This is a genomic window from Nocardia thraciensis, assembly GCF_054782435.1.
Window position 1 is genome coordinate 24979 of the sequence record NZ_BAAGSM010000017.1, and the last position, 26083, is coordinate 51061.

A 26083-nucleotide genomic window follows, 5' to 3' on the forward strand; every position below is an offset into this window, starting at 1 on the left:
ACATTTCCGGCACTCTCTTGGCCGGAATCAGCGGTCCTGGACGAAGGCGGACAACAGCTTCTTGCAGAGGTCGTCGAAGCGTTTGCGCTGGGACTGCTGCTCGGGGGACAGGCCCTCCTGCTTGCCCTGTGCGTAGACGATGAGGTGGATGTCCTGGTCGGGGGCGGCGCCGAGGAAGTCGAGCATGGTGCTACTGCCGTCGGCGTCCGACGGCATTCCCATATCGGCGTCGGCCAGCGACTTGGCCTCGGCGAGAGCCGAATTCACCACCTCCGGCGCCACGCGGCCGGTCGCCGACTTGGGCGCGGCGCCCACCGGGCGGTCCGGGCTGGCGGCATCGAGGCTGGCTACCGCCCGTCCGTCCGGCTGCACCTGAAGCGTGGGCGCAAGATCCGTGCGAACCTGCCAGCCCGCGGGAATCGTGGTGAGCGTCAAGGACCCCGCCGTCGACGCGGGTGCCGGTGCGGGCGGAGCGGCCTGGGCGGGAGCCGGAGCGCCCGGTCCGGGCGGCGGCTGGTCGGCGACTGCGGCAGCGCCCTGGCCGAGGAGCGCGGTGGTCAGAACGGCCGCCGCGGCGGCCGCGCGCGGCATCCCGAATCGCCTTGTCGCACCGAATCTCTGCATGAACCGACATCCTCCTCATCAGGTCGGGGCGAAACCCCGCCCGTGATTGTGGACCGTCGCGAGCGAGAATCATCGGCGACGCGCCCGAAGACTACGAGTCGGCGCGATCACAGCCGATGCGCCCCACGGTAATTCGTCCACAGCGTGGCGGTGATCGACCGGCCACCGCCGACCCGGACGCGGACCACGTAGGTGGCGGCGCCTCCCGCAGCGCCGTAGGCTCGCAAAGCTCCTAGGTCACAGCACGATTCACGGCGCCACGCCCGCCCGTCAGCGCGCCGGGGGATTGTCCAGATCCGGCGCGGTGAATGTGTCGCAGGACTTGACCCGGCCGGTGCGGTAGCCGGTGAGGAACCACTTCTGCCGCTGCTCGGAGGAGCCGTGCGTCCAGCCCTCGGGATTGACCCGACCGGTCGACGCCTTCTGGATGCGGTCGTCGCCGACCGCGGCCGCCGCCGAGAGGGCGTCGCGAATGTCCTTGTCGGTCAGCGGCTTCAGGAACGGCTGATCGCTGCCGGGCGCGGGCTGCTTGTCGGCGAAGGACGCCCACAGCCCGGCGTAGCAGTCGGCCTGCAGTTCCAGGCGCACCGACCCGGACTCCGGCCCCTTCGGGTCCCGCTGCGCGCGCCCGGAGTCGCCGAGCAGGTTCTGGATGTGATGGCCGACCTCGTGCGCCACCACGTACTCCTGCGCCAGCGGACCGCCGCTGGCGCCGAACCGGTCGGTCAGCTCCTGGAAGAAGCTGGTGTCGAAGTAGGCGGTGCGGTCGGCGGGGCAGTAGAACGGCCCCACCGCGCTGGTCGCCCGGCCGCACCCGGTGTTCACCGCGCCGCTGAACAGGGTCACCTTCGGCGGCACGTACCGCCGCCCGGTCTGCTCGGGCAACTGCGCGCCCCACACGTTGTCCAGGCTCTGGGCGGTCAGGACCACGCGGCAGTCGACGTAGCGGTTGGCGTCCGCGCCGGTCCTGCAGTGCTCGGGCGTCTTGGCCGTGCCCTGCTGGGACGAGTCGGCCCCCGCGCCGGTGAACTGCCCGAGCAGCGATCCGGGATCCCCGCCGAACAGCAGCGCCAGCACCAGCACCACGATCCCGCCCGCGCCGCCGCCCAGCGCCAGCTTGCCGCCCATGCCGGGACCGCCGGAGGAGACCCGGTCCGGATCGATCTGCATACCTTCGTTGAAGGTCATCCTCGTCGCCCTCTCGCAGGTGTCGGCTGGGTGTAGGCACGGATCCGATGTAAAGCTTGACACGGCCGCGCGGATATCGGTTTCCGGTCGCTGAACGTGTCTAACTAGTATTGGCTCGCGCCTGGTCACATCGCGCCGGTGCACCGAGTCGTCGAAAGGAATCCCGTGCTGCGCACCCACTTGGCTGGTTCGCTGCGAAGCGAACACGCCGGTCTGACCGTCACCCTCACCGGCTGGGTGGCCCGGCGGCGCGACCACGGTGGCGTGATCTTCATCGATCTGCGCGATGCGTCGGGTGTGTCGCAGGTGGTGTTCCGCGAGGGCGCGCCCGCCGAGCAGTCGCACCGGCTGCGTGCCGAGTACTGCGTCCAGGTCACGGGCGTGGTCGAGCAGCGCCCGGACGGCAGCGAGAACCCGAACCTGCCGACCGGCGCCATCGAGGTCAACGCGACCGAGCTGGAGGTGCTCAACGAGTCCGCGCCGCTGCCGTTCCAGCTGGACGAGCAGCCCGGCGAGGAGACCCGGCTCAAGTACCGCTATCTGGACCTGCGCCGCGAGGGTCCCGCGCACGCCATCCGGCTGCGCTCCAAGGCCAACGCCGCCGCTCGCGCCGTGCTGGACAAGCATGCCTTCGTCGAGGTCGAGACCCCGACCATGACCCGTTCCACGCCGGAGGGCGCCCGCGACTTCCTGGTCCCGGCGCGCCTGCAGCCCGGCAAGTTCTACGCGCTGCCGCAGAGCCCGCAGCTGTTCAAGCAGCTGCTGATGGTGTCGGGGGTGGAGCGCTATTACCAGATCGCCCGCTGCTACCGCGACGAGGACTTCCGCGCCGACCGCCAGCCCGAATTCACCCAGCTCGACCTCGAGATGAGCTTCGTGACCCAGGAGGACGTGATCCTGCTGGCCGAGGATATTTTGGTCGCGCTGTGGAAGCTGATCGGCCACGAGATCACCACGCCGATCCCGCACCTGACCTACGCCGAGGCCATGCGGCGCTACGGCTCGGACAAGCCGGACCTGCGCTTCGGCGTGGAGATCACCGAATGCGCGGAGTTCTTCAAGGACACGCCGTTCCGGGTGTTCCAGGCGCCGTACGTAGGCGCGGTCGTGATGCCGGGCGGCGCGAGCCAGCCGCGGCGCCAGCTCGACGCCTGGCAAGAGTGGGCCAAGCAGCGCGGCGCCAAGGGCCTGGGCTACATCCTGGTCGGCGAGGACGGCACGCTGGGCGGTCCGGTCGCGAAGAACCTGAGCGAGGCCGAGCGCGAGGGGCTGGCCAAGCACGTCGGCGCCGAGCCGGGCGACTGCATCTTCTTCGGCGCGGGCGAGGCCAAGTCGAGCCGGGCGCTGCTGGGCGCCGCGCGCGCCGAGATCGCGCGCAAGTGCGGCCTGATCGATGAGAACGCCTGGGCGTTCGTGTGGATCGTGGACGCCCCGATGTTCGAGCCCGCCGCCGACGCGACCGCGAGCGGCGATGTGGCCCTGGGCCATTCGGCTTGGACCGCCGTGCACCACGCGTTCACCTCGCCGAAGCCGGAGTCGCTGGACACCTTCGACACCGATCCCGGATCGGCGCTGGCCTACGCCTACGACATCGTCTGCAACGGCCACGAGATCGGCGGCGGCAGCATCCGCATCCACCGCCGCGACGTGCAGGAGCGGGTGTTCGAGGTGATGGGCATCGGCCACGACGAGGCGCAGGAGAAGTTCGGCTTCCTGCTCGACGCCTTCGCCTTCGGCGCCCCGCCGCACGGCGGCATCGCCTTCGGCTGGGACCGCATCACCGCGCTGCTGTCCGGGATGGACTCGATCCGTGACGTCATCGCGTTCCCGAAGTCGGGCGGCGGCGTGGACCCGCTCACCGAGGCGCCCGCGCCGATCACCGCGCAGCAGCGCAAGGAGGCGGGCCTGGACGTGGTGCTCGACGAGCACGGCAACCCGGTCCCGGCGAAGAAGTAGCTGCCGGACGGCGGCATCGTGCTCGACCCGGTCGAGACGGCCCTATCCGACGCCGCCGAGCACGTGGCCGAATCGGCGCCGGCAATCCGCATGATTCAAGCGCTGGTGGCTGGCCGCGGGCGCCTGACCGTGGTCACGCGATCAGCCCGTCGGTGAGGACGCGGTAGGAGTAGGTGACCGCGATGGCGGTGAGCGGACCCGTCACCAGCAGCGGAATCCCGCACAGCAGCATCGAGAAGAAGGTCATCACCACGACCGCCAGCGCCAGCAGCAGGACAGGTCCCAGGTTCGCGATCACCAGTTCCGCGCTGGCCTTGATCGCCGAGAAGGGGTCCAGGTCCCGATCGATCACGAAGTGCAGCGCGAACATGCACAGAAATCCGACGATGATGCCCGGGACGACGAACAGCGCGATGCCGACGGTCGCGGCCACGAAGACGAGCAGCGCGGTGAGCAGGACGTTGCCCGCGTTGACGAATCCGAAGTACGCCTGGAAATCCGGTGGGGTGCCGTCGCATTCGTAGAGGCCGCCGCGAATCATGGCCGCCTGCAACAGCCACACCACCAGCGCGACCACCAGGAAGATGAGCAGTAGCGGCAGCAGCGAGTTCACGTCGCCGACATTGATCACCAGCGTGACGGCGAGATACGCGACGAACCCCACGAGGGTGATGGCGATCCAGGGAATCGGGTTGTCGCGGAACTTGTGCCAGCCGTAGCCCAGCGCGTCACCCACATTGAGCCCGGCGGGCGGCGGGACGGGTGCGGCGCCCTGCGGCTGGCCGTATCCCGGCGGTGCCTCGCCATATCCCGGCGGCGCGCCGTAACCAGGCGGCGGCTGGCCGTATTCGGGCGGTGCCTGCCCGGGCGAGCCGGAGGAAGGATTGCCGTAGCCCGGCATCGGTTGCGTTGGTTGCCCGTAGGCGGGACCACCCTGGCTGGGCGAGGTCTCCGGCGGCGCGGCGTAGGACTGCCCGCCGGGCGCGGCCCCGTACGCGGTACCCGCAGGCGCCCCCGACGTCGGGCCCGCGGGCCGCTCGGCAGCGGGCTGATTGCCCGATGCGTCGGCGTGGCGGCCCGGCTGCGGCGGCGGTATGGGCGCCCCGCCCGGGGCCGGTTGCGACGGCACCGCGGGCGGCGCCGCCACCGCCTCGCTGCCGTACCGCGCGGCGCCCGGACCCTCGAACCGCGGATAGCCCGCCGCGCCCGGCATCTCGTGGCGGCCGTGTTCGCGAGGTGGTTCGGCGCCGGGAACGGGTGCGGGCTCGGGGTTCTGATGCTGCCCGGAATCTGCTGCGGGCCGCTGGTCACCACCCTCCGCCGGTGTGTCGCCGGACGCCGCCCCTCGGCGCGTCGGCCCTGAGCGCGGGGTGTCGGTCATCGTGAGGACCTTTCGAATCACCTGGGTTACGGTGTGGCACACAGCAGTTGACGATGAGACAACCGGACCCGCCAGGATGTGTCAAGCAACCGCGGCCCGGGTGTCCCGTGGTGCCTGACCACAATCCGGCACCGGTAGCAATCGCTTCACAATGACACGCCGAGCGACGCGCGAAAGGTTGTCGAACCGCTCGCTGAAAGTGACCTGGAGCGAGTAACTTGGATCGCGATGACCGCACTATTGGCCGAACGCGCCGCCGAAGTCGTGTCCGCGGCACAACAGTTGCTCACCAAGCGAATGGGTGCTCCGGTAAAGCTGAGCGATCCGATCGAACTCAGCGGCAGTGGCAGGACAACGGTACTGCGTGTGCGTGTTGCGGAGAACGCCTTTTCACTTCCACGGACCTTGATCGTGAAGCAGGTCCGCGGCGCCGCGCAAGATCGTCGCATCGGCGGCCTGGCGCCGGGTGTGGCCAGCATCGACTCCGCCTTCCTGCGCGAGGCGGTGTCCTATCAGTTCACCACCGCCCTGAGCAGCGAGCATCGCCCCGGCGCGTATTTGCTGGCGCACAACCTGGCCGAGCGGGTGCTGATCCTCAGCGATCTCGGCGAGAACGCCTCGATGACGTCGGTGCTGCAGTCCGGCGCCGAACCCGCCACGCGCAACGCGCTGATGGCCTTCGCGCAGGCGCTGGGCCGCATGCACGCCGCGACCGTCGGCCGCGAGCCCGATTTCGTGGCCCTGCTGCGCCGGGTCGACGTGGTGCACCGCGTCGACGGCATAGCCGAGCAGGCGGAGGCGGCCATCGGCGAGGTGCCTGGCATGCTCGCCCGCGAGCTGGGCATCGAGGTGCCGGGCGAGATCGCCGAGCGCATCGTGCGCGGCAACCGGCTGTTCGCGGCCGGGCGGTTCCGCGCCTTCAGCCCGTCCGACCTGTGCCCCGACAACGTGATACTCAACGACGAGGGCGCGCGGTTCCTGGACTACGAGTGGGGCGGTTTCCGCGACGCCACCCTCGACATCGCCTACGCGCTGGTGTCGTTCCCGGGCTGCCTGTGCGATTTCGAGCTGTCGCGGGAGCGCGGGCGCCAGATGGTGGAGGCGTGGCGGTCGGAGGTGGTCGGCGTCTGGCCCGCCCTCGCCGACGACGCGCTGCTGGCCGAGCGGATCCTGGAGGCCCGCCTGATCTGGGTGTGGCTGACCACCTACTGGTTCCTGCCCGCCGACCACACCCGCATCGCCGCCGCCCGTGAACACGGCCTCTCCGTCCCGCGCTCGGCCGCCCTCATCAACCGCTGGGCAGCCCTGGCCGAGGATGCCCGCTGCACCGGCGACGACACCCTGGGCGATTTCGCCGAACACGTCTCGGCCACCCTCGAGGAGTACTGGGAGGAGTAGGGCCGCGCGGGCGTGCGGTGTTCTGTCGGACCTCGGCGGTACCGTCAGCAGATGTGAGTAGGCCTGCGAGCGATCCGACGGTGCGGCGCGCCAGCGAGGGACAGTCGTGAGCGAGGGACTTTTCGAGGCTCCCGGCGCGGACGCTCCGATCGGCGGTACCGCGGTCGAGTTCCGCGGGGCGGGTGAGCATGTCCCGCTGGCGGTGCGGATGCGTCCGGCGAGCCTGGACGAGGTGGTGGGGCAGCAGCATCTGCTGGGGCCCGGATCGCCGCTGCGCCGGTTGGTCGAGGGGTCGGGGGCGGCGTCGGTGCTGCTGTTCGGGCCGCCCGGTACGGGCAAGACGACGCTGGCGTCGCTGATCTCGCACGCCACCGGCCGTCGCTTCGAGGCGCTGTCGGCGCTGTCGGCGGGGGTGAAGGAGGTCCGGGGCGTCATCGAACTCGCGCGGCGGCGGCTGCTGTCGGGGGAGCAGACGGTGCTGTTCATCGACGAGGTGCACCGCTTCTCCAAGACCCAGCAGGACGCGCTGCTCGCGGCGGTGGAGAACCGGGTGGTGCTGCTGGTCGGCGCGACCACGGAGAACCCGTCGTTCTCGGTGGTGTCGCCGCTGCTCTCGCGCTCGCTCGTGCTGCAGCTGCAATCGTTGTCGGACAACGACATTCGCGCGGTGCTGCGGCGCGCGATCGAGGACCCGCGCGGGCTGGCGGGGCAGTACACGGTCACCGAGGCGGCGCTGGACCACATCGTCCGGATCGCGGGCGGCGACGCGCGCAGATCGCTCACCGCGCTGGAGGCGTCGGCGGAATCGTCGCTGGACGGCACGGTCGACGTGGACCTCGTGGAGGCCAGCGTCGACAAGGCGGCGGTGCGCTACGACCGCGCGGGCGACCAGCACTACGACGTGATCAGCGCGTTCATCAAGTCGCTGCGCGGCTCCGACGTCGACGCCGCCCTGCACTATCTGGCCCGCATGATCAGCGCGGGCGAGGATCCGCGATTCATCGCCCGCCGCTTGATGATCCAGGCCAGCGAGGACGTCGGCATGGCCGACCCCACCGCCCTGCAGACCGCGGTCGCCGCCGCCCAGGTGGTACAGCTGGTCGGCATGCCGGAGGCGCAGCTGGCCCTGACCCACGCCACGATCCACATCGCCACCGCCCCGAAGTCGGGCGCGGTGGCCGCCGCCCTCGGTGCGGCGATGTCCGATATCGGTCAGGGCAAGGCGGGCCTGGTCCCGCCGCACCTGCGTGACGGTCACTACGCGGGCGCCGCGAAACTCGGCAACGCCCAGGGCTACAAATACCCGCACGACCACCCGGACGGCGTCTTGGCACAGCAGTACCCGCCCGACGAACTCGTCGGCAAGGACTACTATGACCCGACCGACCACGGCTACGAACGCGAGGTCGGCCCCCGGGTGACCAAACTCCGCCGGATCGTGCGGGGCAGCTGAGTTCCGCCGGGCCGAAGCCCCGGGAACGAGTGGGTGAGCGTGCCGGGAGGGCGAGGTGGTCTTCGCCCACCGCCGGAAACCCGCTGGACCGCTCCCGGTAGGCTGGATATCTGTGCAGACCCACGAGATTCGACGGCGCTTCCTGGAGCATTTCGTCCGTGCCGGACATACCGAGGTGCCCAGTGCCTCGCTGATCCTGCCGGACCCCAACCTGCTGTTCGTCAACGCGGGCATGGTCCAGTTCAAGCCGTACTTCCTGGGTCAGGAGGCGGCACCCTACGCGCGCGCCACCAGCGTGCAGAAGTGCGTGCGCACCGGCGATATCGATGAGGTCGGCGTCACCACCCGGCACAACACCTTCTTCCAGATGGCGGGCAACTTCTCCTTCGGCGACTACTTCAAGGAGAGGGCCATCACCCTCGCCTGGGAGCTGATCACCAAGTCGCAGGAGGAGGGCGGGTTCGGCTTCGATCCCGAGCGGATCTGGGTAACGGCCTACGAGTCGGACCCGGAGGCCGCCGAGATCTGGCATCGCGTCGCCGGAATCCCGGCCGAGCGCATCCAGTACCGCGACGGCAAGGACAACTACTGGGATATGGGCGTGCCCGGCCCCGGCGGCCCGTGCTCGGAGATCTACTTCGACCGCGGCCCGGAGCACGGGAAGGACGGCGGCCCGGTCGCCGACGAGGACCGCTACCTCGAGATCTGGAACCTCGTCTTCATGCAGGACATCCGCGGCGAGCTGAGCCCCAAGGAGGGGCACCCGCCGATCGGGTCGCTGCCCAAGAAGAACATCGACACCGGTATGGGCGTCGAGCGCGTCGCCATGCTGCTGCAGGGCGTCGACAATGTCTACGAGACCGACCTGCTGCGCCCGATCATCACCAAGGCCGAGGAGCTGACCGGCAGGAAGTACGCCGTCGAGCACGCCGACGACGTGCGGTTCCGGGTGATCGCCGACCATGCGCGCAGCGCGGCCATGCTGATCTCCGACGGCGTCAACCCCGGCAACGACGGCCGCGGCTACGTGCTGCGCCGCCTGCTGCGCCGCATCGTGCGCTCGGCCCGGTTGCTGGGCGCCGAACAGCCGGTGATGGGCGACTTCATGAAGATCGTCAGCGAGCTCATGTCGCCGTCGTACCCCGAGCTGGCCAGCGATTTCAAGCGCATAGAGAATGTCGCGGTCGGTGAGGAGACCGCGTTCCTCAAGACGCTCTCCACGGGTTCCCGGTTGTTCGACGAGACCGTCGCCGAGGTGAAGTCCGGTGGCGGCAGGAAGATCGCGGGCTCGGACGCCTTCACCCTGCACGACACCTACGGCTTCCCGATCGACCTGACCCTGGAGATGGCCGCCGAGTCCGGGCTCGAGGTCGATGAGCAGGGCTTCCGCACGCTGATGGCCGAACAGCGCCAGCGCGCCAAAGAGGACGCCGCCGCCCGCAAGCACGCCCACGCCGACCTGTCCATCTACAAGGAACTGGTCGACCGCGGCGCCACCGAATTCACCGGATTCGACGAACTCGCCACCGAGGCCACCGTTCTCGCGCTGATCGCCGACGGCGTCCGGGTGCCGACGGTGACCGCCGGCCAGGACGTCGAGGTGATCCTGGACCGCAGCCCCCTCTACGCCGAATCGGGCGGCCAGATCGCCGACCGCGGCACGATCACGGCGTCCGGGCTGAAGCTGCAGGTCAACGACGTGCAGAAGATCGCCAAGAAGCTGTGGGTGCACAAGTCCACCGTTGAGCAGGGGCAGCTCACCGAGGGCGACACCGTGCTCGCCCAGGTCGACCCGGCCTGGCGGCGTGGCGCCACCCAGGGCCACTCCGGCACCCACATGGTGCACGCCGCGCTGCGGCAGGTGCTGGGCCCGAACGCGGTACAGGCGGGCTCGCTCAACAAGCCCGGCTACCTGCGTTTCGACTTCAACTGGCAGGGCCAGCTGTCGGAACGGCAGAAGGCCGATATCGAGGCCGTGTCCAACGACGCGGTCGGCTCCGACTTCCGGGTCAACACGTTCGTCACCGATCTGCCCAAGGCCAAGGCGATGGGCGCGCTGGCGCTGTTCGGCGAGAACTACGGCAGGGAGGTGCGCGTCGTGGAGATCGGCGGCCCGTTCTCGATGGAGCTGTGCGGCGGCACCCACGTCGAGCACTCCTCGCAGATCGGCCCGATCACCGTGCTGGGCGAATCGTCGGTCGGCTCCGGCGTGCGCCGCGTCGAGGCCTTCGTCGGCCTGGACTCCTACAGATACCTGGCCAAGGAGCGCGCGCTGCTGGCCGGTGTGGCGTCGTCGCTGAAGGTGCCCAGCGAGGAGGTGCCCGCCCGCGTCGAGCAGTTGGTGGAGCGCCTGAAGGCCGCCGAGAAGGAGCTCGAGCGCAGCAAGGCCCAGGCCGTGCTGTCGCAGGCCGGGACCTTCGTCGAGCAGGCCCAGCGCACCGGCAAGGTGCTGCTGGTGGCGGCGGCCGCGCCGGAGGGCGTGGGCGCGGGCGACCTGCGCGCACTCGCCACCGATATCCGCGGACGGTTCGGTTCCGAGCCCGCCGTGGTGGTGCTGCTCGGCAATGCCGAGGGCAAGGTGCCGTTCGTGGTCACGGTCAACAAGCCCGCGCAGGAACTGGGATTCAGATCCGGTGACCTGGTCGGCAGCTTCGGCCCGAGCGTCTCGGGTCGCGGCGGCGGCAAACCGGAGATGGCGCAGGGCGCCGGGTCCGACCCGTCCGGAATCGAGGCGGGGCTGGCCGCGGTGCGGGCGCGGGTGGCCGAGCTCGCCGCCTGATGGACAGCTCCGAGAGTCCGCGGTCGCCGGAGCCCCCCAGGCCCGGCGACGCCGCCACCCGTCACCGCTCGGTGGGCACCGCCGACCGGCCCGACCCCGCGACCGATCCGGGTCGCGGTCGCCGGATCGCGATCGACGTCGGCACCGTCCGCGTCGGCGTCGCGGCCTGCGATCCGGACGGGGTCCTGGCGACCCCGGTGGAGACCGTGCCGCGGGCGAGCGCCAAGGCGCGGCGCGGCACCGGCGGAAAGGGCGATCCGGCAATCGATCTCGCGCGGATTGCCGAGATTGTGCGGGAATACGAGGCCGTCGAGGTGATCGTCGGCCTGCCTCGCACCTTGCGCGGGGAGAACGGTGCCTCCGCGCAGCTGGCGATCTCCTTCGCCGAACGTTTGCGGTCGCTGATTCCCGGAGTGCCGATACGACTTTCCGACGAACGTTTGACTACGGTGACAGCTGCACGTGCATTGCGGGACAGTGGAGTTCGCGCGCGTGGCCAGCGGCAGATGATCGACCAGGCGGCGGCCGTATCGATCCTGCAGGGATGGTTGGACGAACGGAGTGCGGTATTGAAGTCGGCCGGGGAGCAGGCGGCAGGGTGGTCGGATGAATGACCGCTGGGCGCGGGCCGAGGAACGTCATCGGCAAAGCGTCGAGGAGCGGAGATACCGGCGGCGCCCCGACCGCGGGTTGGGCGGCGCCGACAACCGGGCCGTGCGCGGCCGGGGTTCCCGACATGCCGCGCCGGTCGGTGACGACTGGGACGACTACGAGGACGACACCACCGTCATCCCGCGCTACACCGACGACGAGCAGGACCCGATTCCCACGCCGCCGCCCCAGCGGGCGCCGCAGCGCGGCAGGCCGACGAGGGGCCAGAACGCCCGCGGCCAGGCCGGGGGCGGCCGGGCGCCGCGCGGTCGGAGCACCCGCGCCGAGTCGGGGCGCGGCCAGTCGCGTAGTCGCCGTTCCCGCGTCGCCTCGCGCAAGGCGGCCGAGCGCAAGCGCCGCCGCCGGAACCTGTGGCTGCTCGGCTGCGTATTCATCTTGCTGTTCGTGGCCGCGGGCGGGTACGCCGGGTACAAGGTCATCGGCAAGCTCAGCGGGCCCGAGGATTACGCGGGTCCTGCCGGACCGCCCGTGGTGGTGCGGGTGAAGGCGGGCGACACCGCCGAGCAGATCGCCCAGACCATGTTCGACAAGGGTGTCGTCGCCAGCACCGGCGCGTTCTACGAGGCCGCGATCCGCAATTCGAAGATGAACTCGGTGCGGCCCGGCTTCTATGCCGTGCCCGCGCGCAGCAAGGGCGCCGACGCGGTGACGGCGTTGATGAGCAAGGATTCGCGCGTCGGCAATGTGGTGATCTCCGAAGGGCGGCTGCTGCACGATCAATCCGAGGTGAAAAAGAACGCGGCCCCTACGCCGGGAATCTTTTCCCTCGTCGCGCAGGCAAGTTGCCTGGGCGCCGAGCCCGCGCGCAGGTGTGTGACCGCTGAGGAGCTTGCCGGGGCAGGCGCCAGCACCGATCTGGCCGCGCTCGGCGTTCCGGCCTGGGCCGAGCAGGAAGTGCGGCGGGCGCCCGACCGCAGTCGGCAGCTCGAGGGCCTCATCGCCGCAGGCTCCTTGGATTTCGATCCGAGCGGCACGCCGCAGCAGATTCTGCACCAGCTGATCACCCAGAGCGCCGCCACCTACGAATCGACAGGCCTGCTGCAATCCGGTGCGGCGAACGGGCTGTCGCCGTACCAGACGCTGATCGCCGCATCGCTGGTGGAACGCGAGGCGAAACCCCCCGACATGGCCAAGGTGGCACGAGTGATCGTGAACCGGCTGAAGGTCGGTCAGATGCTGCAGTTCGATTCGACGGTGAACTACGCGCTCAACGAGATCGAGGTCGCCACCACCGACGCCGATCGCGCGAAGGCCACTCCGTGGAACACCTATGCCATGGCTGGCCTCCCCGCGAATCCGATCTCGGCGCCGTCGCTGGACGCGTTACACGCCGTGGAGAATCCGTCACCCGGCGACTGGCTGTATTTCGTCACCGTCGACAATTCGGGGACGACGCTGTTCACCAAGAGCTATTCCGACCATTTGCGGAACATCACCCAAGCCCAGAACAACGGGGTTCTCGACAGTGGACGGTGAGGTCCGCAAGGCCGCGGTGCTGGGAAAGCCGATTGCCCATTCCCGTTCTCCCCAGCTGCATCTGGCCGCGTATCGGGCACTCGGACTGCCATGGACCTACCAGCGTCTCGAATGCTCGGCCGAGCAGCTGCCCGCGCTGGTGGACAGGCTCGGGTCGGAGTGGATCGGACTCTCGGTGACCATGCCCGGCAAGGAAGCCGCATTGGCCTACGCCCAGGAGCGGACCGAACGCGCCGTGCTGGTGGGATCGGCGAATACGCTGGTGCGCGCCGGCACCGGCTGGCGTGCGGACTGCACCGACATCGACGGGGTGCTGGGCGCGCTGCGCGGCGGCGGGGTCACCTCGGTCACCGACGCCGTGGTGCTGGGTGCCGGCGGCACCGCGCGTCCGGCGTTGTACGCGCTGTCGGAACTCGGTGCGAACTCGGTGACCGTCGCGGCTCGCGATGCCGCAAGGGCGAGCAGCGCACTGGAACTCGCTGAGCGACTCGGGATGACCGCTGCGTACAAGGCATTCGAGCCGGAGCAGGTGCGGACCGCGTGTTCGACCGCGGGCGTGGTCGTCAGCACCGTCCCGTCCGCCGCGGCGGCCGTCGTCGCCGACGCGGCCGCCCTCGCGCCGCTGGTCCTCGACGCGATCTACGATCCCTGGCCGACACCGCTGGCCGACGCGGTGGCACGGGCCGGGCATACGGTGGTCAGCGGCCTGCAGATGCTGTTGAACCAGGCATACGGGCAGGTCGAGCTGTTCACCGGCCGGGCCGCGCCGCGGACGGAAATGGCGGCGGCGCTGGACGACGGGCTTCGACCCGGAAGCTGATGCCACGGCGCCCGAGCGTTGCGATGGGGGTTCGTCTGTCTGGAGAGCGTGTCGGATATCGCGTTGGGCTTCTGCTTGAAGGAGGCCCCGCAATGGCACGCGCAGGCGGAGTGCGTGCAGCGCAACGACGGCAGCGGTAGGTACGACATCTGGATTCCGGCCCCCAACTGACCGTTCGTCCGCACCCCGGCCTCACCTGCCGGTGCCTCGCCCCGGGTTCTGTAACCGGTTACTGTTTTTCGGAATAGTTCGGCAGGTTAAGGTGATCGGCATGAATGCGTGGGTGTTGCGCGCCGTGGCGCTCGGGGCGCTGACCGTGGTGCTCCGGACCGTGCTCGGTTTCGGGATGATCTATTGGCCGACGCACGGTTCGTGGATGCGGATTCTGTGCCTGATCGTGCTGATCGCGGCCGTGGTCACGTGGGGGTTGCTCGACGGCCGCCGTGACCGCCGGTCGAATCCCGACCCCGAGCGGGGCGGCGCCGACCTCACCATGCTCTGGTTGAAGGCCGGTGTCGCGGGTGGTCTCGGCGCCGGTGTGGTGGCGTGGGTGCTCGACTTTCTGCCCAAGTTCGACCTCGGCGACAACGGCCTGGGCTTCGAGCTCACCGCCGGAGCGTCGTTCATCATCCTGCTGATCTTCGTACCCGGCATGGCGGGGGTCGCCCTGGGCCGCTTCCTGGTCGGCCGCGAGGCCAAGAAGGCCGAGCCCGCCCCGCCGCCCACGGCCGCCTCGGCGCTGTAAGCGGCCCCGGTTTACAGCAGGATTCCGCCGCCCGGCGCGTCCTCGCGGGCGATCGTGGCGTAGGCGGCGGCGAGCAGGCTGGGGTCCGGGCCCTCGAGGCGACCCGGCTTGGCCAGTCCGTCCAAGACGACGAAGCGCAGGACGCCGGAGCGGGTCTTCTTATCGGTCTGCATGGTCTCGAGCAGGTGGGGGAGGGCGTCGGCGTCGTAGGTGGTGGGCAGGCCGACGCTCTCCAGCACGGTGCGGTGGCGGTCGGCGGTGGCGTCGTCCAGCCGACCGGCCAGCCGACCCAGTTCGGCGGCGAACACCAGGCCCACCGAGACGGCCGCGCCGTGCCGCCAGCGGTAGCGCTCGCGGCGCTCGATGGCGTGGCCGAGGGTGTGACCGTAGTTCAGGATCTCGCGCAGGCTGGCCTCCTTCAGGTCCGCGGCCACCACATCGGCTTTGACCTGGATCGCGCGGCGCACCAGCTCCGGCAGCACCTCGCCGGTCGGATCGAGCGCGGCCTGCGGGTCGCGCTCGATCAGGTCCAGGATCACCGGGTCGGCGATGAAACCCGCCTTGATGATCTCGGCCATACCGGCCACGATCTCGTTGCGCGGCACCGTTTCCAGCGTCGCCAGGTCTACCAGCACCGCCGCCGGTTCGTGGAAACTGCCGACCAGATTCTTGCCCGCCTCGGTGTTGATGCCCGTCTTGCCGCCGACCGCCGCGTCGACCATGGCCAGCAGGGTGGTCGGGATGTGCACGATCCGCACCCCGCGCATCCAGGTGGCGGCCACGAAACCGGCCAGGTCGGTGGCCGCGCCGCCGCCGAGGCTGATCACCACGTCCTGCCGGGTCAGCCCGATGCGGCCGAGCACCTCCCAGCAGAATCCGGCCACCGGCAGGTCCTTGCCCGCCTCGGCGTCGGGAATCTCGATACGGTGCGCGTCGATCTTCTCTCCGGCCGGGCCCGGCTCGGCATCGTGCAGCGCTTGCCGTACCGCCTCCGCCGTCTCGGCCAGCGGTGGCTGGTGGAAGATCGCGACGGTCCGCACGCCGGACCGGCCCGCCACCTGCTCGACCAGGTCACCCAGCAGCCCGCGCCCGATGATCACCGGGTACGGATCGGCCGTGCGGACCTCGATACGGCTGGGCTCGGTCATACTTGCTGCTCCGATTCTGCTCGTGACGTGTGTACTCGGGATTGCCGGGCGTTCGCCGAATTCTGCGTCGCATCGGCCGCCGAAGGTGGGGTTTGCTCAGGGGTCTCGGTTCTCGCCTCTGCTCCGAGAGAGTTCCAGCCTCCCGCATGACGACCCGTTTCCGCGCCGGGCACCGTGATCGCGGCCGAATCCGGCGCCGGTGGCACGGCGGCGCTGGGTGTCGAGCTGGCAGTGGTGTCCGATTCACGAACGGCGCCCGGAGCGCCCGATGCGCGGCGAGCGCCGCGTCGGCGTCCCGCGCGGCGGTCGGTGCGTGCGGTCGAGGCGGGGTCGGCAGGTCCGGTCGGCGAGCCCTCGGTCCCTGCTCCGGTCGAGGGCGTCGAATCACTGTGCGCCGCTTCGGTTTTCCGTGCGGAACCGGGAGCGCCCGTCGCCCGCCGGGCGCTGCGCCGCGTACGGTTGGCGGTGCGTGTCGCGCCAGCGGGTCCGTCGTCAGATCCGGTGGGGCGGCCCTCGTTCGCGCCGGCGGTCCGTGGCGCCGCCGATGTTGCCGTGGCCGTTTGGGGTGTCGCGAATGTTGCCGTGGTCGTCTGGGGTGTCGCGGATGTTGCCGTGGCCGCCCGTGGTTTCGAGGCGTCGTTGCCACCGGACGAGTTCCGCGGTGGGGAGAGGGGCTCGGCGGACGTCCCCTCGGCGGCTGCGGCGGGTTCGGCAGTGCTGCGGCGGCGTCGACCTCCGCGGCGCGAGCGGCGGGAGCGGCGCTTCGGTGCGGTGTCGTCGGTGCCTGTCGAATTCGCTTCCGGTGCAGCGGAAGTCGGGGTCGAGTCGGAGTCCTGCCGTGTGGCCCTCGGGCCCTGGGCCGAGTCCGCTGCTGTCGCGGCCTCGTTAGAAGGCTTGCCGCCGCGTCCCCGGCGTCGGCGGCGGCGTGAGCGAGACCGCCGAACGGCGTTTTCGTCGTCGGGCGGTGCGGCGGGGGCCGGTTCCCGTTCCACCGGCTCGACGCCCAGTTTGCCCAGGATATTGCGCACCACGCGACCGGGGCTGCGGCCGTCGGTACGCACCCGGATGCTGGCCACCTCGCGGTAGAGCGGGCGGCGTTCGCGCATCAGGGCGCGGTACTTCGCGCCCGGGTCGTCACCGGCCAGCAGCGGGCGGTTGGTGCTGGCGCCGGTGCGCCGAAGTCCTTCGGCGACACTGATTTCCAGGTACACCACGGTGCGCCCGCGCAACAGCTCGCGGGTGGCGGCCGACAGCACCGCGCCGCCGCCGAGGGACACCACGCCCTTGTGCTCGAGGATCGCGCGGCGCACCACGCGCTCCTCCATGCGCCGGAATTCCGGCTCGCCCTCGGCCGCGAAGATCTCCGGGATGCTGCGCCCGGCCTCCTCCTCGATCCCGGCGTCGGTGTCGTACAGGTCGACCCCGAGTTCGCGGGCCAGCTTGCGGCCGATCGTCGACTTTCCCGCTCCGGGCGGCCCGACCAGCACCACGCCCGGCCGGCGCGGGTCGGTCTGCACGATCATGAACCGTCGGCGCCCGGCAGGTGCGGGCGCGCGGTGATCCGCTTCAGGTAGCCGGTGAGGTTGCCGACGGTCTCGGGCAGCGAATCGCCGCCGAACTTCTCCAGCGCGGCCTGCGCCACGACCAGCGCCACCATCGCCTCGGCGACGACACCGGCGGCGGGCACCGCGCAGACGTCCGAGCGCTGATGGATGGCCACGGCCTCGTCGCCGGTGGCCATGTCCACCGTCGCCAGCGCCCGCGGCACGGTGGAGATCGGCTTCATGGCCGCGCGGACCCGCAGCGGCTCGCCGTTGGTCATGCCACCCTCGAGGCCGCCCGCGCGGTTGGTGGAGCGCAGCACGCCGTCCGGGCCGGGCCGCATCTCGTCGTGGGCCTGGCTGCCGCGCCGGCGCGCGGTCTCGAATCCGTCGCCGACCTCGACGCCCTTGATGGCCTGGATGCCCATCAGGGCCGCGGCCAGCCGCGAGTCCAAGCGGTTCTCACCGCTGGTGAACGAGCCCAACCCGACCGGCAGGCCCTCGACCACGACCTCCACGACACCGCCGAGCGTGTCCCCGTCCTTCTTGGCGGCCTCGATCTCGGCGATCATCGCCGCCTCCGCCTCCTTGTCGAAGGCGCGCACCGGGCTCTCGTCGACAGCGGCGAGATCCGCGGCCGTCGGGATCACGCCGTCTGCGGCCCGTGCGGCGCCGATCGACACCACGTGCGAGACGACCTCGACGCCGAACGCCTGGCGCAGGAACTGCCGGGCGACGGTGCCCGCGGCCACCCGGGCGGCGGTCTCGCGGGCACTGGCCCGCTCGAGCACGTTGCGGGCGTCTTCGAAGCCGTACTTGAGCATGCCCGAATAGTCGGCGTGGCCGGGCCGTGGCCGGGTCAGCGGCGCATTGCGCGCCAGCTCGGCCAGTTCCGCCTCGTCCACCGGATCGGAGGCCATGACCTGCGTCCACTTGGGCCACTCGGAATTGGCGATCTCGATCGCGACCGGGCCGCCCATGGTGTGCCCGTGCCGCACCCCCCCGATCACGGTGACCTTGTCGGCCTCGAACTTCATCCGGGCCCCGCGTCCGTACCCGAGCCGGCGGCGCGCCAGTTGCGCGGCGATATCGGCGGAGGTCACCTCCACCCCGGCCACCATCCCCTCGAGGATCGCGACGAGGGCAGGACCATGAGACTCACCAGCGGTAATCCAGCGCAACACGCCATCCATCTTTCCACGCGAACGCCGTCGGCCGGACATCCGGTGGGCCGCGACCTCGGTCGCCGGGCCGACGGAGCGGTCGGGTCCGGTTCCTCACCCCGCCAGCAGTAGGGCGAGCAGCGTCGACACGCACATCGAGGGCCCGTGCGGCACCGTGCGACTCCCGGGACCGGCGCGGGCCGGGGGCAGGGCGAGCGCGATGAGGCCCGCGGCGGCGGTGAGCAGCGGGGCTGCGATGGCCGCCCACGCCCATGCCGGACCGCCGCCGCAGGCCGCGGCCGCGCCCAAGCCGACGGACAGCTTCACGTCTCCCGCGCCGAACGCCGCGGGGGAGGCGAGATGGACGACGAGGTAGGGCACGGACAGCAGCAGCGCTCCCGTCACCGCCGCGACCAGCCGGCCGTCGGTCAGCGCGTAACCGAAGACCGCCAAGGCGCCCGCCCCCGTGAGCGGATTCGGCAGCCGCCGCTCGCGGAGGTCGACGGCGCTCAGCACCGCGCACCACACGGTCAGCAATCCGAACGCGACAGGTGTCATGCGGCCTATCGTTGCCCGGATCGCGGGCTCGTGGGGCCGCCGATCGCGAAATGTGGACAACTCCAACACATGTGAACAACCCGTGGCCAACTTCGGCGCTGCCGCAGGCGTTCGCGCAGGTGCCGCGCGGCCGCCGCGATCGGGCCGCGTGCGGGTGTTGTGGCGATGTCGCGGCGCGGCAGCGGTAGCGTTGGGTTCATGTCTGCTGATCACGGCGCGCGACGCCCCGACCACGCGGCCCGCCGGGCGGCGTTGCGGAACCTGTTGGTGGAGAACGGCGTCGACGCCCTGCTGGTGACCGATCTGATCAATATCCGGTACCTGACGGGTTTCACCGGCTCCAACGCGGTGCTGCTGGTCTTCTCCTGGGACGGTGCCGAGGACCGCACCGTGATCTGCACCGACGGCCGCTATGCCACCCAGGTCGGCGAGCAGGTGCCGGATCTGCGCGCCGAGATCGCCCGTGCCAGCGCGCGCCGCATCATCGAACTGGCCGGGGAGTGGCAGACCGGCCGGGTCGGCTTCGAGAGCCATATCGTGACCGTCGACCAGCATCGCGGCTTCGTCGAGCAGGGCAGCGGCCTGCAGCTGGTGCCGACCCGCGGCCTGGTCGAACAGCTGCGTATGGTCAAGGACGACTACGAGATCGAGCAGCTGCGGGCGGCCTGCGCGGCGGCCGATTCCGCGCTGGGGTCGCTGCTCGAGCGGGGCGCGCTGCGCCCGGGCCGCACCGAGCGGCAGGTCGCGCGCGAGCTCGAATGGCTGATGTTCGAGCACGGCGCCGCCGCCGTCGCCTTCGAGACGATCGTCGCGGCGGGCCCGAATTCGGCCGTGCCGCACCACCGTCCGGCCGACGCGGTGCTGGCGGCGGGCGATTTCGTGAAGTTCGATTTCGGCGCGGTAGTGGGCGGCTACCACTCGGACATGACCCGCACGCTGGTGCTGGGGGAGCCCGCCGACTGGCAGCGCGAGGTGTACGAGTTGGTCCACGCCGCACAGCGGGCGGGAGGAGAGGCGTTGAAGCCGGGTGCGGGATGCGCGGAGGTCGACGCCGCGGCCCGTTCGGTGATCGAGGCCGCGGGCCACGGCGAGCTTTTCGTGCACGGGCTGGGGCACGGCGTCGGCCTACAGATCCACGAAGCACCCGGAATCGCCAAAACGGGCACGGGTACACTGCTCGATGGCATGACGGTGACCGTCGAGCCAGGTGTGTACTTCCCCGGCCGCGGCGGTGTCCGGATCGAGGATACGCTCGTGGTTCGCGAGGGGGGTCCCGAACTGCTCACCCTGACCACCAAGGACCTGACCGTGGTCGACTGATCACGGTCGGCCGACTGCGTTCGAACGAAACAAGGAGACCCGAGGACAGTGGCGGACACCAGCGACTTCAAGAACGGCCTCGTGCTGAAGGTCGACGGCAATCTCCAGCAGATTGTCGAATTCCAGCACGTCAAGCCGGGCAAGGGGCCGGCGTTCGTGCGAACGAAGCTGAAGAACGTCGTCTCCGGCAAGGTCGTCGACAAGACCTGGAACGCGGGGGTCAAGGTCGAGGTCGCCACCGTGGACCGGCGCGATATGACCTACCTGTACCACGACGGGTCGGACTACATCTTCATGGACAGCGACACCTTCGACCAGATCCACATCGGCGAGCAGATCCTCGGCAAGAGCGCGAAATTCCTGCTGGAGAACATGCTCGTGCAGGTTGCCGTGCACGAGGGCGAGGTGCTGTACGTGGAGCTGCCCGTCACCGTCGAACTCGTCGTCCAGAACACCGAGCCGGGCCTGCAGGGCGACCGTTCCAGCGCGGGCACCAAGCCCGCGACGATGGAGACCGGCGCCGAGGTGCAGGTGCCGCTGTTCATCAACACCGGCGACAAGCTGAAGATCGATACGCGTGACGGCGGCTACCTCGGCCGCGTCAACGCCTAATCTGGTGACTGTGGCCGATCAGCCCGAGGGAAAGCGCTCCTCGTACAAGAAACTGGGTGCCCGGCACAAGGCCCGCCGCCGCGCGGTGGACCTGCTGTTCGAGGCCGAGGCCCGCGATATCGACCCGGCCGACCTGCTCGCCGAGCGCGAGCAGCTGACCGGGGACGAGGCGGTGGCGCCGGTGAACCCCTACACCCGCACCCTGGTCGAGGGCGTCGCGGACGACCTCGACCGGGTCGACGGCAGCATCGAGTCCTACCTGCAGGATTGGACGCTGGAGCGGCTCCCGGCCGTGGACCGCGCCATCCTGCGGGTGGCCGTGTGGGAGCTGTTCCACGCGGCCGAGGTGCCGCCGGTGGTGGCCGTCGACGAGGCCGTGGAGCTGGCCAAGGAGCTGTCCACCGACGATTCGCCGAGCTTCGTCAACGGCGTGCTCGGCCAGGTGGTGCAGGTGGCGCCGCAGGTCCGCGCCGCCGCCGCGGCCACTCGCGCGCCGCGCCCCGACGGCGAGGCCTGATGCGCAAGTATCTGGTCCTGGCCCTGCGCACCCCGCACTGGGACGACGCCGTCATCGAACCACACCGCGACTGGCTGACCGATGTCCGCTCCCGAGGGCAGCTGGACTGCACGGGCCGATTCACCGACGACACCGGCGGGGCGTATGTGATCCTCGCCGAAAGCCTGGGCGCCGCACGGGATCTGGTCCACACCGACCCGATCCACACCACGGGCGCCTCGGAGGTCACTGTGTACGAATGGGAGATCACGGGCTGAGGGCCGCTCAGTCCGGCACCACACCCTCGACCGGGCCACGCACCGGCTTTCGAATCGGCGAACTCATAGATCCAGACGTTGTCCACCTCGACCGCGGTGCCGTTCTCGGCGCGGGCGACGACCCGCACGGGCACCACGATCTGGCTCCCGCATCGATGAAACCCGTAGGCGTCGAGGAGAATTCATCGAACCAGCGTCACAGCTGCCGCGTGAACCGATCGCGCACCTGCTCGGCACCGCGGAAGGATGCGGCGTAGGGGATCGAATCCGGTACCACCAGTTCACAATCCGGGTGCAGAAGCGCGCCGAGTGCCGTCGGATCACCGGTGCGGAAGCCCGCGAAGGCCTGCGCGAGTAATTCGGCGTTCGACTCTGTCATGCCTGACGGTAGATCGATCGGCACCGGCACGGGGTGGTTCGTCCGAACTACGCCGGCGGCCGGGCGACCCAGCCCGCGACGATCACCAGGCCGGTCGGGCGGTGCACGGCGAGGAATCCGAACGGGCGGTCGAACGTCGCCGCGATCTCGACGGCGGGGCGCGGACGGAACGCGGCGGCGGCGCGTACGAGCGCTATCGCGGTGACGGCGGCCGCCTCGAACCCGTCGCGAGTGAATCGGGCCAGCGCGTCCTGGGCGGCGCTGTCGACGGAGAGCGGTGTCGCTGAGATCGCGGGGAAGCGGCCCTGCCGGGCGTCGGTGGCGGTGCGCAGACCGAACAGATCCGGATGTTCGCACAGGTCGTGCGACGACCGGATCGCGAACGGCGGCAGTTGGATTCGCAGCGTATCGGCGACGGCACGGGTCTCGCGCACGGCCAGGCCCGGCCCCTCGGTCCCGATCGGCAGGTCGGTATACGCCTCGACCGAACCGTCCAGCGCACCGAGTCCGGTGGCGAGCACTTCGCCCGGCGAGCCGTCGCCGAGCAGCAGGTGCACGTCGAGATCGCCGGTCCCGCGCACCACCACCCGCGTGACGGGCTCCGCTCCGGACAGGATCGCCGCGTCCCGCAGGTGCTGCGAATCGCGGGACAGCCCCGGGCCGCGATGCCCGCGCCACGGCCCGGCCGCCGGTTCCAGCACATCGTCGTGGAAGGGCTGCAGCCACGCGGTGCGCGCGACTATCGCGGTGGCGAGTACGAGCAGCGTGTCGCCGGTGATCGCGAGTGGAAACCGCTCGAGCAGGCCCGCGGTGTGCCGGTCGGCCCAGGCGTCGAGCGCCGCCTGCCCGGTGATCTTCTCCACGACCCCGTCCGGCAGCGACCGCGCCCATTGATCGCGCAGCACGATGTCTTCGCGGACCCAGACGCCCAGCGCGCCCGCGACGGTCTCCGCCCCGGCCAGCTCGGACAGCAGCCGCAGCGCGGCGGTCTGTGCGTCGTCGGCGGAAAGCCCCACGGCCGCAGCCAGTTCCGAGCGTGCCGGTTCGTCGGCGGCGGTCGTCAGCACCCCGAGCAGCGGCCATACGCCGCATCCCGACAGCACGAAATCGCCGGTGCCCGCGACCGCGCACCACCGCCCCGTCAGATCGTTGGCGGCGGCCACGTGCGGCAGGAGACTGGTCTGCACACCGCCAGCCTAGCGCCGCCGCGCAGGTGCGGCCGTGAAGGTGAGTGCGCCCCCGCCGCGGGTGTACGTGGGCCGGCGGGGGCGCTCCCGGACCTCAGGCAGTCCGGGGGATCGGGGTGTTCTGGCGGGCCTCGGCCCACCAGCGACCGTCCTGCTCGACCAGGACGTAGAGGGCGATCATCGCGGGATCGGTATCGATCAGCTCGCCGTCGGCGGTGGTGGCCCGCGCGACCTTGTGCGCGATCGCCACATCCGGGCGCAGGAAGGTGATGCCGGTGACGTCGTAGCGGACGTACTCGTCCTTCAGGAATCCGGCCAGCCCGGCCCGGCTGCTGGTGAGCAGGTCGTCCCGTCCGGTGAGCAGCATTCCGACCGCGTTGACCACGGTGGCGTTGCCCGTGAAACCCGAGATCATGAGCTCGGCGTCGTTGGTGTTGTAGCCCGCCTCGACGTCCGCGACGAGTTGCCGGATCGCGACGGCGTCGTCGGTGTGGTCGGTGGCGGTGTCGTCGACGGTGGGGGCCTCGGCGGGTGCGGCGTTCATGCCGTTCATGCTGCTACCTGAATGAAGCTTCAGGTCTAGTCCCCGGGTCCGTGGCCTCGGTCACTCGCCCGCTCGCAGGTGCTGAGATAATGTGAGGGCCAATGAGTCAACTGCTCTCATCGTCGAGGAGGACGTTATGACCGGCATCGACACGCCCGCGGCCCGATTGCGCGCACTCCGGCAGGAGGGCTGCACGCCGCGGCAGGCCTGGGAACTGTTCGACGGCCTGCCCGCCGTGCGTGTCGACGAGATCACCACCGGCCGCTGGCACGGCGACGAACTGGACACCGGGCACCCGTGGGCCGGTGTGCTGGTCGAGTCCGGTTGGTACGGAAAGCAGTTCGACGATCCCGACAGCGTGCAGCCGCTGCTGTTCGCGGGGCCGGACGAGGCGGTGTTCCCGGTGGACCCGCGCCGCGTGCCGTTGGCGCTCGCGGGCCGGGTCCCGCGCGCGGGCGTGCGGTTGGCGCGCCGGTTACTGCCCGCGCTGCGCCCCCTGCTGCGGACGCGGACGCCGCGGGCCCGGCTGCGCAATCTGGAATTCCGGGGAAAGGTCAGCGCCGCAATGGTTTACGACCACCTGCCGATCATCGACATCTTCCGCCTGGTCGACGACGAGACCCTGCTCGGCGTGATGGACCTGCGCGGCATGGCCGACCCCTACTTCTTCATCCTGCGCCGCACCCGCGCCTGAGCGGATCGGCACATCGGACCTGGATTGCGGCCTGATATCGAGGCGACGGTATTTCCGACGCATCGCGGAGGATTGTCCGACGGAGCGAACGGACCTGTCTCGTCACCGGCGGGAATCGTCCGGGGCTGTTGCTGGCTCGGTCGTGTGTCGAGGTGACCGTGCTGGAGAAGCACGGCGAATTCCTGAACCTAGCCCGCCGTCCCTAGCCACACCACTCTCGACTCGCGTCGTCAGCCGCGGTCGAGAATCGCCTCGAACCGTTCGTCGGCCCGGTCGAGCTGGTCGAGGATATGGTCCTTCACGTGGTCGGCCAGGGGGGTGTCGGTGCGGGTCACCAGGTCGCGGTAGACGTCGGTGAGCGGGCGGTACTTGGTGGCCAGTTTGTGCATGACCGGACCGGTCGCGTACAGGATGCCCACGCCGTTGTCGGTGAAGTCGGAGATCTTCACCACGCGCGCCCACGGATCGCGGTCGAGGCTGGTGGAGACGTGCTCGCGGTACTGGGCGTGCCGGTCCAGCGCCGGATCCGGCGGGGGGTTGGTGACGGCGGCGACCAGCGTCGCGACCCGGTCGCCGAACCGCGCGGCCATCTCCGTCAGCGCTTCGTCGGTGGCCGGGCCCGTTCGCGCACCGGCCAGTTCGGGGGCGTGGTCCTCCACCGCGTCGTGCAGCAGGCCCGCCATCACCACGTCGGTATCGCGGACCTCGTAGTGGCTGACGATGCGGATCGCCACGCGCAGCAGGTGATTGACGTACGGTTCCCGCCCGTATCGGTCCTCGCGGTGCAGGTCGGAGGCGAGCTCCAAGGCGGCCCCGACCCTTTCCGGCTCCGGCAGCTTCTCCGTCTCCAGCTCGAGGCGCCGCCGCAACCCGTGTTCCCCGTGCACGTCGGAGATCGTGTGCAGCGGCATCACCGAGAGGATTCCCGCCCCAACTGTACTCATGAAGCCAATTTAACCGGCCGGTACAACGAGAACGCTTATGGTTCGCTTGCGGTCCGGCGGCCGGGGCCTGAACAGTGCGTGGCTATCGCACGCCCCGGGGCCGGAACTGGATGCTGATCCGCGGGCCGACCGGCCGGCGCGTCTTCGGGACCGCGTGCTCCCAGGTGCGCTGGCAGGAACCGCCCATGACGATCAGGTCGCCGTGGCCGAGCGGGTAGCGGAGGTTCGCGCCGCCGCCGCGCGGGCGCAGCAGCAGCGGGCGGGGCGCGCCGACCGATACGATCGCGACCATGGTGTCGTGTGTCGCGCCGCGGCCGGAGGTGTCGCCGTGCCAGGCGACGCTGTCGTTCCCGTCGCGGTAGTAGCACAGGCCCGCCGTGCGGAACGGCTCGCCGAGCTCGCCGCGGTAGTGTGCGCTCAACGCCTCGCGCGCCTCGTCCAGCACCGGATCCGGCAGCATCTCCCGCTCGTCGTAGAAGCGCAGCAGCCGCGGCACGTCCACCACCCGGTCGTACATCTGCCGCCGGTCCGCCCGCCACGGGACCTGCGCGGCGAGCCGTTCGAACAGCAGATCCGCCCCGGACAGCCAGCCCGGCAGCACATCCACCCAAGCGCCGTCGCCGAGGGCCGTGCGCCGTATCCCGTCCAGCGGCTCGAGCGCCAGCTCCCCGAACCCGTCCAGCAGCGAACCCTGCAGCGGTGTCGACATGAGTTCGAATCTACGTTC

The 26083-nt window shown here is 70.5% G+C and carries 25 protein-coding genes and 1 pseudogene; 14 read left to right on the plus strand and 12 right to left on the minus strand.

Features of this window, described 5'->3' with window-relative positions; genetic code table 11:
• Nucleotides 1-27: 27 nt before the first annotated feature.
• Both ACYVLQ_RS07965 and ypfJ read right to left on the minus strand, forming a co-directional pair.
• Nucleotides 28-624: a hypothetical protein gene (locus ACYVLQ_RS07965; protein WP_460696746.1), complete on the minus strand. Its 597-nt coding sequence runs from the start codon at nt 622-624 to the stop codon at nt 28-30.
• A 270-nt stretch (nt 625-894) separates the two neighbouring features.
• Nucleotides 895-1812: a KPN_02809 family neutral zinc metallopeptidase gene (gene ypfJ / locus ACYVLQ_RS07970; RefSeq protein ID WP_460696747.1), complete on the minus strand. Its 918-nt coding sequence runs from the start codon at nt 1810-1812 to the stop codon at nt 895-897.
• A 165-nt stretch (nt 1813-1977) separates the two neighbouring features.
• On the opposite strand from ypfJ, the gene aspS reads away from it, so the two are divergent.
• Nucleotides 1978-3768: an aspartate--tRNA ligase gene (gene aspS / locus ACYVLQ_RS07975; protein WP_460696748.1), complete on the plus strand. Its 1791-nt coding sequence runs from the start codon at nt 1978-1980 to the stop codon at nt 3766-3768.
• A gap of 133 nt (nt 3769-3901) precedes the next feature.
• Here aspS and ACYVLQ_RS07980 read toward each other — a convergent pair whose 3' ends face one another.
• Nucleotides 3902-5149, minus strand: a complete 1248-nt coding sequence (locus ACYVLQ_RS07980) for a DUF2189 domain-containing protein (protein WP_460696749.1) — start codon at nt 5147-5149, stop codon at nt 3902-3904.
• 228 nt (nt 5150-5377) lie between these two features.
• Between ACYVLQ_RS07980 and ACYVLQ_RS07985 the strand changes: the two genes are divergently transcribed.
• The 8 genes from ACYVLQ_RS07985 (at nt 5378) to ACYVLQ_RS08020 (ending at nt 14492) form a co-directional block, all read left to right on the plus strand.
• Complete coding sequence (locus ACYVLQ_RS07985; RefSeq protein WP_460696750.1) at nt 5378-6547, plus strand: phosphotransferase family protein; 1170 nt, start codon at nt 5378-5380, stop codon at nt 6545-6547.
• 106 nt (nt 6548-6653) lie between these two features.
• Nucleotides 6654-8000: a replication-associated recombination protein A gene (locus ACYVLQ_RS07990; RefSeq protein ID WP_460696751.1), complete on the plus strand. Its 1347-nt coding sequence runs from the start codon at nt 6654-6656 to the stop codon at nt 7998-8000.
• Between the two features lie 112 nt (nt 8001-8112).
• Nucleotides 8113-10779, plus strand: coding sequence for an alanine--tRNA ligase (alaS, locus tag ACYVLQ_RS07995; RefSeq protein WP_460696752.1), 2667 nt, complete (start codon nt 8113-8115; stop codon nt 10777-10779).
• Nucleotides 10779-11393 (plus strand): Holliday junction resolvase RuvX, encoded by a 615-nt coding sequence (gene ruvX / locus ACYVLQ_RS08000; protein ID WP_460696753.1) that lies wholly within the window; start codon nt 10779-10781, stop codon nt 11391-11393. Before alaS ends, ruvX begins: the two co-directional genes overlap by 1 nt.
• Entirely contained in the window at nt 11386-12927 is a 1542-nt protein-coding gene (locus ACYVLQ_RS08005; protein ID WP_460696754.1) for an endolytic transglycosylase MltG, read from the plus strand. The genes ruvX and ACYVLQ_RS08005 overlap by 8 nt, the downstream gene beginning before the upstream one ends.
• Nucleotides 12917-13747, plus strand: coding sequence for a shikimate dehydrogenase (locus tag ACYVLQ_RS08010; protein ID WP_460696755.1), 831 nt, complete (start codon nt 12917-12919; stop codon nt 13745-13747). Before ACYVLQ_RS08005 ends, ACYVLQ_RS08010 begins: the two co-directional genes overlap by 11 nt.
• A 48-nt stretch (nt 13748-13795) precedes the next feature.
• Nucleotides 13796-13918, plus strand: coding sequence for a hypothetical protein (locus ACYVLQ_RS08015; RefSeq protein ID WP_460696756.1), 123 nt, complete (start codon nt 13796-13798; stop codon nt 13916-13918).
• Between the two features lie 100 nt (nt 13919-14018).
• Nucleotides 14019-14492, plus strand: coding sequence for a B-4DMT family transporter (locus ACYVLQ_RS08020; RefSeq protein WP_460696757.1), 474 nt, complete (start codon nt 14019-14021; stop codon nt 14490-14492).
• Between the two features lie 11 nt (nt 14493-14503).
• Here the strand turns inward: ACYVLQ_RS08020 and aroB are convergent, their stop codons facing one another.
• The 4 genes and pseudogenes from aroB to ACYVLQ_RS08040 all read right to left on the minus strand — a co-directional run bounded on the left by aroB (nt 14504) and on the right by ACYVLQ_RS08040 (nt 18902).
• Nucleotides 14504-15640, minus strand: coding sequence for a 3-dehydroquinate synthase (gene aroB, locus ACYVLQ_RS08025; RefSeq protein ID WP_460696758.1), 1137 nt, complete (start codon nt 15638-15640; stop codon nt 14504-14506).
• 1004 nt (nt 15641-16644) lie between these two features.
• Nucleotides 16645-17163, minus strand: a pseudogene (locus ACYVLQ_RS08030) (shikimate kinase); the annotation flags it as partial.
• Nucleotides 17160-18365, minus strand: coding sequence for a chorismate synthase (gene aroC, locus ACYVLQ_RS08035; RefSeq protein WP_460696759.1), 1206 nt, complete (start codon nt 18363-18365; stop codon nt 17160-17162). The gene aroC and the pseudogene ACYVLQ_RS08030, both read right to left, overlap by 4 nt.
• A 93-nt stretch (nt 18366-18458) precedes the next feature.
• Entirely contained in the window at nt 18459-18902 is a 444-nt protein-coding gene (locus ACYVLQ_RS08040) for a prepilin peptidase (RefSeq protein WP_460696760.1), read from the minus strand.
• A gap of 198 nt (nt 18903-19100) precedes the next feature.
• Between ACYVLQ_RS08040 and ACYVLQ_RS08045 the strand changes: the two genes are divergently transcribed.
• Genes ACYVLQ_RS08045 through ACYVLQ_RS08060 form a run of 4 tightly spaced genes read left to right on the plus strand, consistent with a single transcriptional unit; the run spans nt 19101 to nt 21608 of the window.
• On the plus strand, nt 19101-20222 hold the full coding sequence (locus ACYVLQ_RS08045) for a M24 family metallopeptidase (RefSeq protein WP_460696761.1): 1122 nt from the start codon (nt 19101-19103) through the stop codon (nt 20220-20222).
• Nucleotides 20223-20270: 48 nt separating this feature from the next.
• Nucleotides 20271-20834: an elongation factor P gene (efp, locus tag ACYVLQ_RS08050; RefSeq protein ID WP_068018782.1), complete on the plus strand. Its 564-nt coding sequence runs from the start codon at nt 20271-20273 to the stop codon at nt 20832-20834.
• A gap of 10 nt (nt 20835-20844) precedes the next feature.
• Nucleotides 20845-21351 (plus strand): transcription antitermination factor NusB, encoded by a 507-nt coding sequence (gene nusB / locus ACYVLQ_RS08055; protein WP_460696762.1) that lies wholly within the window; start codon nt 20845-20847, stop codon nt 21349-21351.
• Nucleotides 21351-21608 carry a YciI family protein gene (locus ACYVLQ_RS08060; protein WP_460696763.1) on the plus strand — a complete coding sequence of 86 codons (258 nt, stop codon included), beginning with the start codon at nt 21351-21353 and terminating at the stop codon, nt 21606-21608. The genes nusB and ACYVLQ_RS08060 overlap by 1 nt, the downstream gene beginning before the upstream one ends.
• 196 nt (nt 21609-21804) lie before the next feature.
• Here ACYVLQ_RS08060 and ACYVLQ_RS08065 read toward each other — a convergent pair whose 3' ends face one another.
• From ACYVLQ_RS08065 to ACYVLQ_RS08075, 3 genes are all read right to left on the minus strand, one after another.
• The gene (locus ACYVLQ_RS08065) at nt 21805-21987 is read right to left on the minus strand and encodes a nuclear transport factor 2 family protein (protein ID WP_460696764.1); all 183 of its coding nucleotides are present in this window, start codon (nt 21985-21987) and stop codon (nt 21805-21807) included.
• 47 nt (nt 21988-22034) lie between these two features.
• Complete coding sequence (locus ACYVLQ_RS08070; protein ID WP_460696765.1) at nt 22035-23174, minus strand: serpin family protein; 1140 nt, start codon at nt 23172-23174, stop codon at nt 22035-22037.
• Nucleotides 23175-23268: 94 nt separating this feature from the next.
• On the minus strand, nt 23269-23718 hold the full coding sequence (locus ACYVLQ_RS08075) for an SgcJ/EcaC family oxidoreductase (protein WP_460696766.1): 450 nt from the start codon (nt 23716-23718) through the stop codon (nt 23269-23271).
• Between the two features lie 136 nt (nt 23719-23854).
• Here ACYVLQ_RS08075 and ACYVLQ_RS08080 point away from each other — a divergent pair, with 136 nt between their 5' ends.
• Complete coding sequence (locus tag ACYVLQ_RS08080) at nt 23855-24412, plus strand: DUF4334 domain-containing protein (RefSeq protein ID WP_460696767.1); 558 nt, start codon at nt 23855-23857, stop codon at nt 24410-24412.
• Nucleotides 24413-24642: 230 nt separating this feature from the next.
• Here the strand turns inward: ACYVLQ_RS08080 and ACYVLQ_RS08085 are convergent, their stop codons facing one another.
• Together ACYVLQ_RS08085 and ACYVLQ_RS08090 are read right to left on the minus strand one after the other, a co-directional pair.
• Nucleotides 24643-25356, minus strand: coding sequence for an HD domain-containing protein (locus tag ACYVLQ_RS08085; protein ID WP_460696768.1), 714 nt, complete (start codon nt 25354-25356; stop codon nt 24643-24645).
• Nucleotides 25357-25438: 82 nt separating this feature from the next.
• Nucleotides 25439-26065 carry an alpha-ketoglutarate-dependent dioxygenase AlkB gene (locus ACYVLQ_RS08090; RefSeq protein ID WP_460696769.1) on the minus strand — a complete coding sequence of 209 codons (627 nt, stop codon included), beginning with the start codon at nt 26063-26065 and terminating at the stop codon, nt 25439-25441.
• Nucleotides 26066-26083: the final 18 nt, after the last annotated feature.

What these genes read in the sequence shown, in the direction of transcription:
- ACYVLQ_RS08020 (WP_460696757.1), top strand. Translation starts at nt 14,019, where the DNA reads ATGAATGCGTGGGTGTTGCGCGCCGTGGCGCTCGGGGCGCTGACCGTG.
- ACYVLQ_RS08075 (WP_460696766.1), bottom strand. Translation starts at nt 23,718, where the DNA reads ATGAACGCCGCACCCGCCGAGGCCCCCACCGTCGACGACACCGCCACC.
- ACYVLQ_RS07985 (WP_460696750.1), top strand. Translation starts at nt 5,378, where the DNA reads ATGACCGCACTATTGGCCGAACGCGCCGCCGAAGTCGTGTCCGCGGCA.
- ACYVLQ_RS07965 (WP_460696746.1), bottom strand. Translation starts at nt 624, where the DNA reads ATGCAGAGATTCGGTGCGACAAGGCGATTCGGGATGCCGCGCGCGGCC.
- ACYVLQ_RS07980 (WP_460696749.1), bottom strand. Translation starts at nt 5,149, where the DNA reads ATGACCGACACCCCGCGCTCAGGGCCGACGCGCCGAGGGGCGGCGTCC.
- ACYVLQ_RS08080 (WP_460696767.1), top strand. Translation starts at nt 23,855, where the DNA reads ATGACCGGCATCGACACGCCCGCGGCCCGATTGCGCGCACTCCGGCAG.
- ACYVLQ_RS08045 (WP_460696761.1), top strand. Translation starts at nt 19,101, where the DNA reads ATGTCTGCTGATCACGGCGCGCGACGCCCCGACCACGCGGCCCGCCGG.
- ACYVLQ_RS08085 (WP_460696768.1), bottom strand. Translation starts at nt 25,356, where the DNA reads ATGAGTACAGTTGGGGCGGGAATCCTCTCGGTGATGCCGCTGCACACG.
- ACYVLQ_RS08040 (WP_460696760.1), bottom strand. Translation starts at nt 18,902, where the DNA reads ATGACACCTGTCGCGTTCGGATTGCTGACCGTGTGGTGCGCGGTGCTG.
- ypfJ (WP_460696747.1), bottom strand. Translation starts at nt 1,812, where the DNA reads ATGACCTTCAACGAAGGTATGCAGATCGATCCGGACCGGGTCTCCTCC.
- ACYVLQ_RS08090 (WP_460696769.1), bottom strand. Translation starts at nt 26,065, where the DNA reads ATGTCGACACCGCTGCAGGGTTCGCTGCTGGACGGGTTCGGGGAGCTG.
- ACYVLQ_RS08065 (WP_460696764.1), bottom strand. Translation starts at nt 21,987, where the DNA reads ATGACAGAGTCGAACGCCGAATTACTCGCGCAGGCCTTCGCGGGCTTC.
- ACYVLQ_RS08005 (WP_460696754.1), top strand. Translation starts at nt 11,386, where the DNA reads ATGAATGACCGCTGGGCGCGGGCCGAGGAACGTCATCGGCAAAGCGTC.
- aroB (WP_460696758.1), bottom strand. Translation starts at nt 15,640, where the DNA reads ATGACCGAGCCCAGCCGTATCGAGGTCCGCACGGCCGATCCGTACCCG.
- ruvX (WP_460696753.1), top strand. Translation starts at nt 10,779, where the DNA reads ATGGACAGCTCCGAGAGTCCGCGGTCGCCGGAGCCCCCCAGGCCCGGC.
- ACYVLQ_RS08060 (WP_460696763.1), top strand. Translation starts at nt 21,351, where the DNA reads ATGCGCAAGTATCTGGTCCTGGCCCTGCGCACCCCGCACTGGGACGAC.